We start from the raw sequence: 14,036 nt of genomic DNA, 5'->3' as shown, positions 1-14,036 counted from the left end.
CCCGTCTTCTCCTACCGAGAGCAGCCAAGCCCCCATGGCAGAGCAAGCATCTTCCTTCACTGACCGACTAGCGGCGCGTTTCGCCGGTGCGCAGATCTCCGTGGTCCAGCCGCGCGGCGAAGTGACGCTGGAAGTCGCTGCGGCACAGTGGCACGCCACCTGTCTTGCCTTGCGCGACGAGCTCGGTTTCGAGCAGCTCAGCGACCTGTGCGGCGTCGATTACCTGGGCTACGGCAGCGACGAGTGGGACACCGCCGACGTGTCGTCCCAGGGTTTCAGCCGTGGTGTCGAGGGCAAGGCGCTGGGTCGCTTTGCCTGGGGTGAATTCCCCAGCCAAGAAAGTTCCAACGGTGCCCAACCGCAGCAGCTGCCGACGCAGCGCTTCGCGGTGGTGGCCCAGCTGATTTCCTACCAGCACAACCAGCGTTTGCGCGTGCGGTGCTATGCACCCGACGAGCAGGTGCCGGTGGTGGCGTCGTTGACCGACATCTGGCCGGGTGTGAACTGGTTCGAGCGCGAGGCGTTCGACCTGTTCGGCATCGTGTTCGATGGCCATCCGGACCTGCGCCGCATCCTGACCGACTACGGATTTGTCGGCCATCCGTTCCGCAAGGACTTCCCGCTGATCGGCAACGTCGAAGTGCGTTACGACGACGAGCGCAAGCGCGTGGTGTACGAGCCGGTGACCTCGGTGGAGCCGCGTGTCGGCGTGCCGCGCGTGATCCGCGACGACGCGCGTTATGAGACTGCCGCTGGTGAAGTGGGCAAGTCGGAGACTGCCAAGTGAGTGAGTACCGCCAGGCAACCGATGCCTTCGCGAGCAATCCTGTGGAAAGCAAGCAGGAAATCCGCAATTACACGATGAACTTCGGCCCGCAGCATCCTGCGGCGCACGGCGTATTGCGCCTGATCCTGGAAATGGACGGCGAAACCGTGGTGCGTGCCGACCCGCATATCGGCCTGCTGCACCGTGGCACCGAGAAGCTGGCCGAGTCCAAGCCGTTCAACCAGTCGGTTCCGTACATGGACCGCCTGGATTACGTGTCGATGATGTGCAACGAGCACGCCTACGTGCGCGCGATCGAATCCCTGATGGGGATCGAAGCGCCGGAGCGCGCGCAGTACATCCGCACGATGTTCGACGAGATCACCCGCATCAAGAACCACCTGATGTGGGTGGGTTCCAATGCGCTCGACCTCGGCGCGATGGCGGTGATGCTCTACGCCTTCCGCGAGCGCGAAGAATTGATGGACGTCTACGAGGCGGTCAGTGGCGCGCGCATGCACGCCGCCTATTACCGTCCGGGCGGCGTCTACCGCGATCTGCCTGACCGCATGCCCAAGTACAAGGAATCGCGTTGGCATAAGGGCGGGGCGCTGACCAAGCTCAACGCCGCGCGCGAAGGCTCGATGCTGGATTTCCTCGAGAACTTCACCGACACGTTCCCGTCCCGTGTGGACGAATACGAAACGTTGCTGACCGAGAATCGCATCTGGAAGCAGCGCACCGTGGACGTGGGCATCATCAGCCCGGATCTGGCGCGCGCCTGGGGCATGACCGGTCCGATGCTGCGTGGTTCGGGCATCGAATGGGATCTGCGCAAGAAGCAGCCGTACGCCAAGTACGACGCGGTGGACTTCGACGTGCCGGTCGGCACCAACGGCGACTGCTACGACCGTTACCTGGTGCGCGTGGCCGAGATGCGCGAGTCCAACCGCATCATCAAGCAGTGCGTGAAGTGGCTGAAGGCCAATCCAGGCCCGGTCATGGTCACCAATTTCAAGGTCGCTCCGCCAAGCCGCGAAGGCATGAAGGACGACATGGAAGCGCTGATCCATCACTTCAAGCTGTTCAGCGAAGGCTACTGCGTTCCCGCCGGCGAGACTTATTGCGCCGTTGAAGCGCCCAAGGGCGAGTTCGGCTGCTACCTGATGTCCGATGGCGCCAACAAGCCGTTCCGCGTGCATCTGCGCGCACCGGGCTTTGCGCATCTGTCCTCGATGGACGCGGTGGTGCGCGGGTATTTGCTGGCCGACGTCGTGGCGATGATCGGTACTTACGATTTGGTTTTCGGTGAGGTTGACCGATGAAGGCGACGGGTAATTTCGAAGCGGCGCGCGACGTCGATCCGCAGGTAGTGCTGAGCGACAAGACGCGCGCGCACATCGATCATTGGCTGAGCAAGTTCCCGCCCGACCGCAAGCGTTCGGCCGTGTTGCAGGGTCTGCATGCCGCGCAGGAACAGAACCAGGGTTGGTTGACCGACGAGCTGATCGTGGGCGTGGCCAAGTATCTGGAGCTGCCGCCGGTGTGGGCCTACGAAGTGGCCAGCTTCTACTCGATGTTCGAAACCGAGAAGGTCGGCCGCCACAACGTGGCGTTCTGCACCAACATCAGCTGCTGGCTCAACGGCGCTGAAGATCTGCTGGCGCACGCCGAAAAGAAGCTGGGCTGCAAGTTGGGTCAGTCGACCGCCGATGGGCGCGTCTACCTCAAGCGCGAAGAAGAATGCCTGGCGGCCTGCTCTGCAGCGCCGATGATGGTCATCAACGGCCATTACCACGAGCACCTGACGAAAGAAAAGGTCGACGCGCTACTGGACGGGCTGGAGTAAGGAATGGCACATCATCACGCACCCTCAGGCCCGGTCGGTCCGGCGCCGCTGCCGCATCAGGTCGTCTACACGACCCTGCACTACGACACCCCGTGGTCGTACGAAAGCTATCTGAAGACCGGTGGCTACGCCGCGCTGCGCAAGATCCTCGAAGAGAAGATCCCGCCGGGCGACGTCATCGAAATGGTGAAGGCTTCCAACCTGCGCGGCCGCGGTGGCGCGGGCTTCCCGACTGGTCTGAAGTGGTCCTTCATGCCCAAGGGCACCATGCAGAAGTACATCCTGTGCAATTCGGACGAATCCGAGCCGGGGACCTGCAAGGACCGCGACATCCTGCGTTACAACCCGCACTCGGTGGTGGAGGGCATGGCAATCGCCTGCTACGCCACTGGCTCGACCGTGGGCTACAACTATCTGCGTGGTGAGTTCCATCACGAGCCGTTCGAAAATTTCGAGCTGGCACTGGCCGATGCCTATGCCAACGGCTGGCTGGGCAAGAACATTCTCGGCAGCGGCGTGGATATCGATATCTATGGTGCGCTGGGCGCTGGCGCTTACATCTGCGGCGAAGAAACCGCGCTGATGGAATCGCTGGAAGGCAAGAAGGGCCAGCCGCGCTACAAGCCGCCGTTCCCGGCGAACTTCGGCCTGTACGGCAAGCCCACCACCATCAACAACACCGAGACCTACGCGTCGGTGCCAGCGATCATTCGCAATGGCCCGGAGTGGTTCCTGGGGTTGAGCAAGACCAAGAACGGCGGCCCGAAGATCTTCTCGGTGTCCGGCTGCGTGCAGAAGGGCGGCAATTTCGAAGTGCCGCTCGGCACCACCTTCGACGAACTGCTGGAAATGGCCGGTGGCCTGCGTCCGGGCCGCAAGCTCAAGGGCGTGGTGCCCGGCGGCGTGTCGATGCCGGTGCTGAAGGCCGACCAGGTCGCTGGCCTGCAGATGGATTACGACACCCTGCGCGCGCTTGGCACCGGTCTGGGTTCCGGCGCCATCGTGGTGCTGGATGACAGCGTGTGCTGCGTGCGGTTTGCCTGCCGCATCTCGCAGTTCTTCCACAAGGAATCCTGCGGCCAGTGCACCCCGTGCCGCGAAGGCACCGGCTGGATGCATCGCGTGCTGGAGCGCATCGTCGCCGGCAAGGCCACGATGGAAGACCTCCACCAGCTGCGCACCGTGGCCGGCCAGATCGAAGGTCACACCATCTGCGCGTTCGGCGAAGCGGCGGCATGGCCGATCCAGGGCTTCCTGCGCCAGTTCTGGGACGAATTCGAGTACTACATCGTCAACGGTCGTTCGATCGTCGACACGCATGTCGGAGTGGCCGCATGAGCGCCCAACCAGTGAACCCGAACGTGCCACCGGACCATGTCACCGTCGAGATCGACGGGCAGTCGCTGGTGGTGCCGAAGGGCTCGATGATCATCCAGGCCGCCGACAAGGCCGGCATCCCGATCCCGCGCTTCTGTTACCACGAGAAGCTGCCGATTGCGGCCAACTGCCGCATGTGCCTGGTCGATGTTGAAAAGTCGCCCAAGCCGTCGCCTGCCTGCGCCACGCCGGTGATGGACGGCATGAAGGTCACCACGCGCAGCGAAAAAGCGCTGAAGTACCAGCGCAGCGTGATGGAATTCCTGCTGATCAACCACCCGCTGGACTGCCCGATCTGCGATCAGGGCGGCGAGTGCGAATTGCAGGACGTCTCGCTTGGCTACGGCCGTTCGGTGAGCCGCTTCAATGAGCGCAAGCGCGTGGTGCCGGACGAAGACATCGGCCCGCTGGTGGCGACCGAGATGACCCGCTGCATCCAGTGCACGCGCTGCGTGCGCTTCACCGCCGATATCGCCGGAACCTACGAGCTGGGCGGTATGTATCGCGGTGAGAACCTGCAGATCGGCACCTACGACGGCAAGCCGCTGACCACTGAAATTTCCGGCAACGTCATCGACGTTTGCCCGGTGGGCGCGCTGACCAACAAGGTGTTCCAGTTCCGTGCGCGTCCGTGGGAACTGATGGCACGTGAATCGCTCGGTTATCACGATGCGATGGGCTCCAACCTGTTCCTGCACGTGCGTCGCGGCGAAGTGCTGCGCACCGTGCCGCGCGAGAACGAAGCCGTCAACGAGTGCTGGCTGTCCGATCGCGACCGTTATTCGCATCAGGGCCTGTACGCCGAAGACCGTGCGGTGAAGCCGCTCAAGAAGGTCAACGGTGAATGGACCGAAGTGAGCTGGGCCGAAGGCCTGGCCGCTGCGACGCAGATCCTGCGCGATAACGCCGGTGATCAGCTCGGCGTGCTGGTGCACCCGGCCACCTCGAACGAAGAAGGCGCCTTGCTGGCGCGTCTGGCCGAGGGCCTGGGCAGCGGCAACCTGGATCACCGCCTGCTCAACCGCGATTTCTCCGACGCCGCTGTTGCCGAAGCCTTTGCCACGCCGCTGGCCGAGATCGAACAGGCCGATGTCGTGGTGCTGTTCGGCACCAACGTGCGCCATGAGCTGCCGCTGCTGCATGCCCGCCTGCGCAAGGCGAGCATCCAGAACCGCACCCAGATCCATTCGGTCAACCCGGTCGATTTCGATTTCGCCTTCACCCAGGCCAGCCGGACGGTGGTCTCGCCGACTCAGCTGGCTGGCGCGCTGGACGACGCCACGCTGCGTGATGCGGTCAAGGGCGCAAGCCGCGCCGTGATCGTGGTCGGCGCATTGGCAGAAAATCATCCGCAGGCGGCGACGCTGCGTGCAGCGGCACGTGCCTTTGCAGCGGCAACCGGTGCGTCGCTGTGCCGGATCCCGCAGGGCGCCAACGCGGTCGGCCTGGTCTCGCAGGGCGTGTTGCCGACTGCGCGGACAGTCGCCGGCATGTTTGCCGAGCCGCGTCAGGCGTATGTGGTGTACGGCATCGAACCCGGTCTGGATTTTGCCGATGCGGCCGCTGCGCGCAGCGCGCTGGCCGGCGCGAAAGTCGTGGCTTTCAGCCAGTTCGCCTGTGCATCCACACGCGACGTGGCCGATGTGATTTTGCCGATCGGCGCACTGCCGGAAATCGATGCGTCGCTGACCAATCTCGATGGCCGCGTGCAGACCGCACGTGCTGCGGGTCGGTTGCCGGTCGAGGCGCGTGAGGGCTGGCGCGTGCTGCGCGCACTGGGTGGTGAGCTGGGTCTGGCTGGGTTCGAGTTCATCGACCTGGTCGGTCTGCGCGCCGGCATGCAGCAGCGCAGCGTGACTGCAGCGACGTCGGCGCAGCCGGCTACTGCGAGCGAAGGTCTGGAAGTTGCAGCAACCGCTGCGATCTACCGCACCGATGCGGTGGTACGCCGCGCCGCCGCACTGCAGTCGCACCCGCTCAACATCGCCCCGTGTGTGGCGATGCACCCGGAGCAGGCCGCGCAGCTGCAGGTCGCTGCCGGGCAAGTCGTCAAGGTTGGCACCGACGCGGGCAGGGCGACCTTGCCGGTGGTGCTGGACAAGCGCGTCGCACCGGGCACGGTGTGGATCGAATCCGGCCATGGCGCAACCGCGCCGTTGGGTGCCGGTCGGGTAACGGTGGTGGCTGCATGAACGAGTTGCTGTTGAACGTGGTCGACCCCCTGCACCAGTGGTTCCTCGGACTGGGCGATGGCGGCGTGTTGCTGTGGACCGTGCTGAAGATCCTGCTGATCGCCGTGCCGGTGATTGTGACGGTGGCCTTCTACGTGGTCTGGGAGCGCAAGCTGATCGGCTGGATGCATGTGCGCCACGGGCCAATGTACGTGGGCATGGGCATCTTCCAGGCCTTCGCCGACGTCTTCAAATTGCTGTTCAAGGAAATCCTGCAGCCCAGCAGCTCGCACAAGGCGATGTTCATCATCGCGCCATTGCTCACCCTGGCGCCGGCGTTTGCGGCCTGGTCGGTGGTGCCGTTCGATGCGAAGCTGGTGTTGTCCAATGCCAACGTGGGTCTGCTGTACCTGCTGGCGATGACCTCGCTGGGCGTCTACGGCATCATCCTGGCCGGCTGGGCGTCCAACTCCAAGTACGCGTTCCTGGGTGCGATGCGCTCAGCCGCGCAGGTGGTCAGCTACGAAATTGCGATGGGCTTTGCACTGGTCGGCGTGATGATCGCCTCGGGCAGCGTCAACCTCAGCCAGATCGTGTTTGCGCAGGCGGGTAGCTCCGGCTTCTTCGACTGGTTCCTGATTCCGCTGTTCCCGTTGTTCATCGTGTACTGGGTCTCCGGCGTCGCCGAGACCAACCGCGCGCCGTTCGACGTAGTGGAAGGTGAATCGGAAATCGTCGCCGGCCACATGGTGGAGTACTCGGGCGGCGCGTTTGCGCTGTTCTTCCTGGCCGAATACGCCAACATGATCCTGGTCAGCTTCCTGATCTCGATCTTCTTCCTCGGTGGCTGGCTGAGCCCGATCCAGGGCTGGGTCACGGCGGATATCTCGCCGTGGGTCAATTGGCTGTGGACCGGTGGCTGGCCGTGGCTGCTGATGAAGGTGTTCTTCTTTGCGAGTGCCTACATCTGGTTCCGCGCAAGCTTCCCGCGTTACCGCTATGACCAGATCATGCGTCTGGGCTGGAAGGTGTTCATTCCGCTCACGATCGTGTGGATCGCGGTGACGGCATTGATGGTGTTTTACGGCGTGATCCAGAAGGGCGTGTAATTGATGAACAAGATCACCCATTACTTCAAGAGCCTGCTGCTGCTCGAACTGCTCGGAGGGCTGTGGCTGACGTTGAAATACACGTTCAAGCCCAAGTACACCGTGCTGTATCCGATGGAGAAGTTCCCGCAGTCGCCGCGCTTCCGTGGGTTGCACGCGCTGCGTCGCTACCCCAATGGCGAAGAGCGCTGCATTGCCTGCAAGCTGTGCGAAGCGGTTTGCCCGGCACTGGCGATCACCATCGACTCGGCCAAGCGCGAGGACGGCACCCGTCGCACCACGCGCTACGACATCGACCTGTTCAAGTGCATCTTCTGCGGCTTCTGCGAAGAAAGCTGCCCGGTGGACTCGATCGTCGAAACGCACATCCTCGAGTACCACTTCGAGAAGCGTGGCGAGAATATTGTCAACAAGCCGCAGCTGCTGGCGATCGGAGACCGGCTTGAAGCCGAGATCGCCGAGCGTCGCGCTGCCGATGCCGCCTTCCGTTGAGGTCATGATGGACTGGGTCACTATTGCTTTCTACGCCTTCTCCGCCGTCGCGGTCGTCTCCGCCGGTGCGGTGATCAGCGTGCGCAACCCGGTGTATGCCGTGTTGTGCCTGATCCTCACCTTCTTCTCGATGGCCTGCATCTGGCTGCTGGTGGGCGCCGAGTTCCTGGGCGTAACCCTGGTGCTGGTCTACGTCGGCGCGGTGATGGTGCTGTTCCTGTTCGTGGTGATGATGCTGGACATCGACACTAGCCGGTTGCGCGAAGGCTGGGTCAAGTACATGCCGGTCGGCGTCATTGTGGCGGTTGCCATGCTGGCCCAGATGGTCACGCTGATCGGGGTCAAGGCACGCTTGGCCACCCCGTTCCCGGTCGATAACGCTGCCGCGCAAGCCACCGATACGTCCAACCTGACCTGGCTGGCAAAGAGCCTGTACACCGAGTTCTTGCTGCCGTTCGAGTTCGCTGCGGTGATCCTGACCGTTGCCGTGGTGGCGGCGGTGATGCTGACCTTGCGCAAGCGCACCGGCATCAAGATGCAGAATGCAAGCGAGCAGTCGCGGGTGCGGTCCACCGACCGTCTGCGCATGGTCAAAATGGCGGTTGAAAAGCCGGTACAGGTTGCGCCGACCCTGGATGCGACCGACGGACAGGAGGCGAAGTCTTGATTACCTTGGGCCACCTGCTGGGCTTGGGCGCGGTGCTGTTCTGCATCTCGCTGGCCGGCATCTTCCTCAATCGCAAGAACGTCATCGTGCTGTTGATGTCGATCGAGCTGATGCTGTTGTCGGTCAACGTCAACTTCATCGCTTTCTCGCGCGAGCTCGGCGATACCGCAGGTCAGTTGTTCGTGTTCTTCATCCTGACCGTTGCCGCCGCGGAGGCCGCCATCGGCCTTGCGATCCTGGTGACACTGTTCCGTACGCGCCGCACGATCAATGTGGCCGAAGTCGATACGTTGAAGGGCTGACCTGTAGATGGAAATCACTCTCTCCAAGAGTCTGCTGATCGCAGTGGTGCTTGCACCGCTGGTCGGCAGCATCGTCGCCGGCCTCTTCGGTCGCCAGGTAGGGCGCAAGGGCGCGCAATACGTCACCATCCTCGGTGTGGCGGTCAGCTGCGTGTTGTCCTGCCTGACGCTGTACCAACTGGTGGAGCTGGGCGCCAGCCCGTTCAACCAGAACCTGTACACCTTCTTCGACGTCGGTAACTACTCGGCGCATGTCGGCTTCATGGTCGACCGCCTGACCGCGATGATGATGGTGGTGGTGACCTTCGTGTCACTGCTGGTGCACATCTACACCATCGGCTACATGGAAGAAGACCCGGGTTACCAGCGCTTCTTCAGCTACATCTCGTTGTTCACCTTCTCCATGCTGACGCTGGTGATGAGCAACAACTTCCTGCAGCTGTTCTTCGGCTGGGAAGCGGTGGGCCTGGTGTCCTACCTGTTGATCGGCTTCTGGTTCAAGCGCCCGACCGCTGTGTTCGCCAACATGAAGGCGTTCCTGGTCAACCGCGTGGGCGACTTCGGTTTCATCCTGGGCATTGCCGGGGTGCTGCTGTGGTTCGGCTCGCTCGACTACTCCACCGTGTTTGCCAACGCGACCACCATGGCTGGTGCCAAGGTGCAGCTGTTCGCCGGCCACGAGTGGAGCGTGATGACGCTGATCTGCATCTGCCTGTTCATTGGTGCGATGGGCAAGTCGGCGCAGGTGCCGCTGCATGTGTGGCTGCCGGACTCGATGGAAGGCCCGACCCCGATTTCGGCACTGATCCATGCCGCGACGATGGTGACCGCGGGCATCTTCATGGTGGCGCGCATGTCGCCGCTGTTCGAGCTGTCCGAAACCGCGCTGAACTTCATCCTGTTCATCGGTGCGACCACGGCCTTCTTCACCGGCCTGATCGGCATCGTGCAGAACGACATCAAGCGCGTGGTGGCGTATTCCACGCTGTCGCAGCTGGGCTACATGACCGTCGCGCTGGGCGTCTCTGCCTATTCGGCCGCCGTGTTCCACCTGATGACGCATGCCTTCTTCAAGGCGCTGCTGTTCCTTGCGGCCGGCTCGGTCATCATCGGCATGCACCACGAGCAGGACATGCGCAAGATGGGCGGGCTGCGCAAGTACATGAAGGTGACCTACTGGACCAGCGTGATCGGTACCCTGGCGCTGGTCGGTACGCCGTTCTTCTCGGGTTTCTACTCGAAGGACACCATCATCGAAGCGGCCGCGCACCACGCGCATGAGTCGCACAGCTGGATCGCCACCTACGGCTACTGGGCAGTGCTCGGCGGCGTGCTGGTCACCAGCTTCTACAGCTTCCGCCTGCTGTTCCTGACCTTCCACGGCAAGGAACGCTTCCGCGATGCGCATGCACATGACGTGCACGCCCATCACGACAGCGCCCATACCGATGCCGAGGCGCAGGTGCATACGCACGACAGCCACGGTCATGATGCACACGATGCGCATGGGCACGACGATCATGGTCATGGTCATGGTCACCACGGTGCCCACGAGCCGCACGAGCCGCACGAGTCCAAGTGGGTGGTCACGCTGCCGCTCATCTTGCTGGCGATTCCGTCGGTGGCGATCGGCTTCTTCACCATCGGCCCGATGCTGTTCGGTACCGACTGGCAAGGCCACCACGCGGCGCATGCGATGAAGGGGCAGGCCGTGTCGTTCTTCACCGGCATCGTCGACTTCTACGACCCGGCGCGCGACACCGTCGGCGCATTGGCCGAAGAATTCCATGGTCCGGTGGCGTTCGCGCTGCACGGCATGATGGCGGCACCGTTCTTCCTGACGGTCGCCGGCCTGCTGCTGGCCGCGCTGTTCTATCTCTGGAAGCCAGAGCTGGCCACCAAGTCACGCAAGGCGTTTGCGCCGATCGTGTGGCTGCTGGAAAACAAGTACGGCTTTGACAAGCTGTGGATCAATGGCTTCGCCGGTGGTGGCGTGGTCCTTGGAAAGGCTTCCCGCGCAATCGACACCCACGTGGTGGATGGCGTGGCGGTCAATGGTTCTGCCCGACTGATCGACCTGGCTGCACATCTGCTGCGTCGCACGCAATCCGGTTTCCTCTATCACTACGCCTTCGCAATGATCATCGGTTTGATCGCCTTGTTGGCGGTACTGATGCATTTCTGGCGTTGACCTGTACGGAATAAGAAAACGTGTCGAACTGGCCTTTACTGTCTCTTCTGATCTGGCTGCCGATTATCGGTGGCGCCCTGATCCTCGCATTGCGCAACGCCGAGACCGCCCGCTGGGCGTCTCTTGCGGTGGCCGTGGCGACCTTCGTGCTGAGTCTGCCGCTGCTCGGGTATGACACGGCGAACGATGCCATGCAGTTCATCGAGCAACATGCCTGGATCCCGGCCTACAACATCGGCTACAACCTGGGCGTGGACGGCATTGCGGTCGCGTTGATCGTGTTGACCACGCTGGTGACCGTGCTTGCGTTGATCGGCGCCTGGCGCTCGATCGACAAGCGCGTCAACCAGTACGTTGCGGCCTTCCTGATCCTCGAAGGCGTCACGGTCGGCATCTTTGCGGCCACCGACGCGATGCTGTTCTACGTGTTCTTCGAAGCCATGCTGATCCCGATGTTCCTGATCATCGGTGTCTGGGGCGGCCCGCGTCGCATCTACGCGGCCATGAAGTTCTTCCTGTACACCTTCCTCGGCTCGGTGCTGATGCTGGTGGGCCTGATCTACCTGTACCTGAAGGGTGGCAGCTTCCAGCTCGCCGACCTGTACGCGCTGCAGCTGACCGCCAAGGAACAGACCTGGATCTTCTTCGCGTTCATGATCGCTTTCGCGGTCAAGGTGCCGATGTTCCCGGTGCACACCTGGCTGCCGGATGCGCACGTTGAGGCACCGACCGCCGGCTCGGTGATCCTTGCGGCGATCGCGCTGAAGATCGGCGGCTACGGCTTCCTGCGCTTCAACCTGCCGATCCTGCCTGACGCCAGCAACCAATGGGCCTGGCTGGTGATCGCGCTGTCGCTGATCGCGGTGATTTACGTCGGCCTGGTGGCGCTGGTGCAGGACGACATGAAGAAGCTGGTGGCGTATTCGTCCATCGCGCACATGGGCTTCGTCACCCTCGGCACCTTCATCGCGTTCACCCTGGTGCGCGAGTACGGCAGCACCGATGCGGCCCGTCTTGGCCTGCAGGGCGCGATGGTGCAAATGATTTCGCACGGCTTCGTATCCGGCGCGATGTTCTCCTGCATCGGCGTGCTGTACGACCGCATGCATACCCGCCGCATTGCCGATTACGGCGGCGTGGTGAATGTCATGCCGTGGTTTGCCACCTTTGCCATGTTGTTCTTCATGGCGAACGCCGGCCTGCCGGGCACGAGCGGTTTCGTTGGCGAATTCATGGTCATCCTGGCCAGCTTCCAGAAGCATCCGTTGGTGGCCTTTGCTGCGGCAACCACGCTGGTGATCACCGCGGCCTACACGCTGTGGCTCTACAAGCGCGTGTTCTTCGGCGAAGTGGCCAATGCGCATGTGGCGGAGCTGAAGGACATCAACGGTCGCGAGGCCTTCGTGTTGGGCGTGTTTGCTGCCGGTGTACTGGCGCTTGGCCTGTATCCGAAGCCGCTGACCGACCTGATGGAACCGTCGATCGCCAAGCTGGCGACCCAGATTGCAACGACCAAGCTCTAACCGCTTGCCGTCCGTATTGATTTTCAGGATTTGATGATGACCACGCCAACGCTCGCGCCGTTGACCACCGCTGACCTGGCTCCGCTCGCACCGGAGCTGGTGCTGATCGGCGGTGCCTTCGCACTGTTGATGATCGATCTGTTCGTGAGCCAGCGGCACAAGGTCTGGACCCACCTGTTCTCTGTCGCAGTCCTGGCCGTGGTGCTGGTGATGCTGGCAACCGGCACGGGCGGGCAGGGCGAAGCCTTCCACGGCATGTTCGTGCGCGACACCGCCGCCGATGTCATGAAGACGGTGATCGTGCTGGTCAGTGGCCTGAGCCTGGTTTACGGCTGGAGCTATCTGCGCGAGCGCAATCTGTACCAGGGCGAGATTCCGGTGCTGGTGCTGTTTGCGACTGCCGGCATGATGCTGCTCACCTCCGCCGGCAGCCTGCTGATGGTCTACCTTGGCCTGGAGTTGCTGGCGCTGTGCTCGTATGCGCTGGTGGCGTCCAACCGGGACAACGGCCTGGCGACCGAAGCGGCGATGAAGTACTTCGTGCTGGGTTCGCTGGCCTCCGGTCTGCTGTTGTACGGCATGTCGCTGGTGTATGGCGCCACGGGGACGCTGAGCCTGGCCGGCATCCACGACGCAATCGAAGGCTCGGGCGAGCGCACGCTGTTGCTGACCGGTACGATCTTCATGATCGCCGGTGTGGCCTTCAAACTGGGTGCCGCGCCGTTCCATATGTGGCTGCCCGACGTCTATCAGGGTGCGCCAGCGCCGATCGCGCTGTTCATCAGCTCCGCGCCCAAGCTGGCCGCCTTCGGCATGGCGTATCGCCTGCTCGAAATGGGCATGGGCCCGCTGTCGCCGCAGTGGCATCTGCTGATCGGTGGCCTGTCAGCTTTGTCGCTGGTGATCGGTAACCTGATGGCCATCGCGCAGAGCAACCTCAAGCGCATGCTGGCGTACTCAACGGTCTCGCATATCGGCTTCCTGCTGATGGGCGTGGCAGGTGGCGGCGAGGAGGGCTATGCCGCCGCGATGTTCTACGCGGTGAGCTACACCATCATGTCCACGGCGTCGTTCGGCGCGATCATTGCGCTGTCGCGCAGCGGCTTCGAAGCTGAGCACATCGACGACTTCAAGGGCCTGAACGCACGCAACCCGTGGATGGCTGGCCTGGTGCTCTGCATCATGGCGTCGTTGGCCGGCATTCCGCCGTTCCTCGGTTTCTGGACCAAGCTGGCCGTGCTCGGCGCGGCGGTGAAGGGCGACATGTTGTGGCTCGCGATGGTCGGCGTGCTGTGCGCGGTGATCGGTGCGTATTACTACCTGCGCGTCATCAAGGTCATGTACTTCGACGAACCGGTTGGCGAGCCGCTGCCTGCCAACAAGGATCGCGTGCTGGGGACGGTGCTGGGTGTCAATGCGCTCGCGTTGCTCGCACTGGGCCTGGCCTGGAACCCGATCATGGTGTGGTGCCAGCGCGCGTTTGCGGGCCTGGCCTGATCGCATAGCTAGTGCCCGCTGTGTGCAGGCACGTGTCCTGACTAAACTGGCAGGGCACTGAAATAAAGTCGTGATCGCTGTTTCGTTTTTGT

At 62.9% G+C, this 14,036-nt stretch carries 12 protein-coding genes; all 12 read left to right on the top strand.

Features of this window, described 5'->3' with window-relative positions:
• Nucleotides 1–34: 34 nt before the first annotated feature.
• The 12 genes from XCC_RS13130 to nuoN are packed head-to-tail and all read left to right on the top strand — an operon-like array spanning nt 35 to nt 13,944.
• Complete coding sequence (locus XCC_RS13130; protein WP_011037657.1) at nt 35–787, top strand: NADH-quinone oxidoreductase subunit C; 753 nt, start codon at nt 35–37, stop codon at nt 785–787.
• Nucleotides 784–2,091, top strand: coding sequence for an NADH-quinone oxidoreductase subunit D (locus XCC_RS13125; protein WP_011037656.1), 1,308 nt, complete (start codon nt 784–786; stop codon nt 2,089–2,091). Before XCC_RS13130 ends, XCC_RS13125 begins: the two co-directional genes overlap by 4 nt.
• Nucleotides 2,088–2,615, top strand: coding sequence for an NADH-quinone oxidoreductase subunit NuoE (gene nuoE / locus XCC_RS13120; RefSeq protein WP_011037655.1), 528 nt, complete (start codon nt 2,088–2,090; stop codon nt 2,613–2,615). The genes XCC_RS13125 and nuoE overlap by 4 nt, the downstream gene beginning before the upstream one ends.
• A gap of 3 nt (nt 2,616–2,618) precedes the next feature.
• Nucleotides 2,619–3,953, top strand: coding sequence for an NADH-quinone oxidoreductase subunit NuoF (gene nuoF, locus XCC_RS13115; protein ID WP_011037654.1), 1,335 nt, complete (start codon nt 2,619–2,621; stop codon nt 3,951–3,953).
• Complete coding sequence (gene nuoG, locus XCC_RS13110; RefSeq protein ID WP_011037653.1) at nt 3,950–6,184, top strand: NADH-quinone oxidoreductase subunit NuoG; 2,235 nt, start codon at nt 3,950–3,952, stop codon at nt 6,182–6,184. The genes nuoF and nuoG overlap by 4 nt, the downstream gene beginning before the upstream one ends.
• The gene (gene nuoH, locus XCC_RS13105) at nt 6,181–7,272 is read left to right on the top strand and encodes an NADH-quinone oxidoreductase subunit NuoH (RefSeq protein ID WP_011037652.1); all 1,092 of its coding nucleotides are present in this window, start codon (nt 6,181–6,183) and stop codon (nt 7,270–7,272) included. The genes nuoG and nuoH overlap by 4 nt, the downstream gene beginning before the upstream one ends.
• A 3-nt stretch (nt 7,273–7,275) precedes the next feature.
• Entirely contained in the window at nt 7,276–7,764 is a 489-nt protein-coding gene (gene nuoI / locus XCC_RS13100; RefSeq protein WP_014508211.1) for an NADH-quinone oxidoreductase subunit NuoI, read from the top strand.
• A gap of 4 nt (nt 7,765–7,768) precedes the next feature.
• The gene (locus XCC_RS13095; RefSeq protein ID WP_019237526.1) at nt 7,769–8,431 is read left to right on the top strand and encodes an NADH-quinone oxidoreductase subunit J; all 663 of its coding nucleotides are present in this window, start codon (nt 7,769–7,771) and stop codon (nt 8,429–8,431) included.
• A complete protein-coding gene (gene nuoK / locus XCC_RS13090) occupies nt 8,428–8,733 on the top strand; it encodes an NADH-quinone oxidoreductase subunit NuoK (protein ID WP_005914274.1) in 306 nt (101 codons plus the stop codon). Before XCC_RS13095 ends, nuoK begins: the two co-directional genes overlap by 4 nt.
• A gap of 7 nt (nt 8,734–8,740) precedes the next feature.
• The gene (gene nuoL / locus XCC_RS13085) at nt 8,741–10,924 is read left to right on the top strand and encodes an NADH-quinone oxidoreductase subunit L (protein WP_011037649.1); all 2,184 of its coding nucleotides are present in this window, start codon (nt 8,741–8,743) and stop codon (nt 10,922–10,924) included.
• A 20-nt stretch (nt 10,925–10,944) separates the two neighbouring features.
• Nucleotides 10,945–12,447 (top strand): NADH-quinone oxidoreductase subunit M, encoded by a 1,503-nt coding sequence (locus tag XCC_RS13080; protein ID WP_011037648.1) that lies wholly within the window; start codon nt 10,945–10,947, stop codon nt 12,445–12,447.
• Nucleotides 12,448–12,483: 36 nt separating this feature from the next.
• Nucleotides 12,484–13,944, top strand: coding sequence for an NADH-quinone oxidoreductase subunit NuoN (gene nuoN / locus XCC_RS13075; protein WP_011037647.1), 1,461 nt, complete (start codon nt 12,484–12,486; stop codon nt 13,942–13,944).
• Nucleotides 13,945–14,036 lie beyond the last annotated feature (92 nt).

The organism is Xanthomonas campestris pv. campestris str. ATCC 33913, from assembly GCF_000007145.1.
In the GTDB taxonomy this organism is placed as follows: domain Bacteria; phylum Pseudomonadota; class Gammaproteobacteria; order Xanthomonadales; family Xanthomonadaceae; genus Xanthomonas; species Xanthomonas campestris.
The sequence above is the reverse complement of the archived record's forward strand: the minus strand, read 5'-3'. Positions and strand labels throughout refer to the sequence as shown.

Excerpts from the sequence above, each read along its gene's own strand:
- nuoG (WP_011037653.1), top strand. The coding sequence starts at position 3,950 with ATGAGCGCCCAACCAGTGAACCCGAACGTGCCACCGGACCATGTCACC.
- XCC_RS13095 (WP_019237526.1), top strand. The coding sequence starts at position 7,769 with ATGATGGACTGGGTCACTATTGCTTTCTACGCCTTCTCCGCCGTCGCG.
- nuoL (WP_011037649.1), top strand. The coding sequence starts at position 8,741 with ATGGAAATCACTCTCTCCAAGAGTCTGCTGATCGCAGTGGTGCTTGCA.
- nuoE (WP_011037655.1), top strand. The coding sequence starts at position 2,088 with ATGAAGGCGACGGGTAATTTCGAAGCGGCGCGCGACGTCGATCCGCAG.
- nuoF (WP_011037654.1), top strand. The coding sequence starts at position 2,619 with ATGGCACATCATCACGCACCCTCAGGCCCGGTCGGTCCGGCGCCGCTG.
- XCC_RS13130 (WP_011037657.1), top strand. The coding sequence starts at position 35 with ATGGCAGAGCAAGCATCTTCCTTCACTGACCGACTAGCGGCGCGTTTC.
- nuoN (WP_011037647.1), top strand. The coding sequence starts at position 12,484 with ATGACCACGCCAACGCTCGCGCCGTTGACCACCGCTGACCTGGCTCCG.
- nuoI (WP_014508211.1), top strand. The coding sequence starts at position 7,276 with ATGAACAAGATCACCCATTACTTCAAGAGCCTGCTGCTGCTCGAACTG.
- nuoH (WP_011037652.1), top strand. The coding sequence starts at position 6,181 with ATGAACGAGTTGCTGTTGAACGTGGTCGACCCCCTGCACCAGTGGTTC.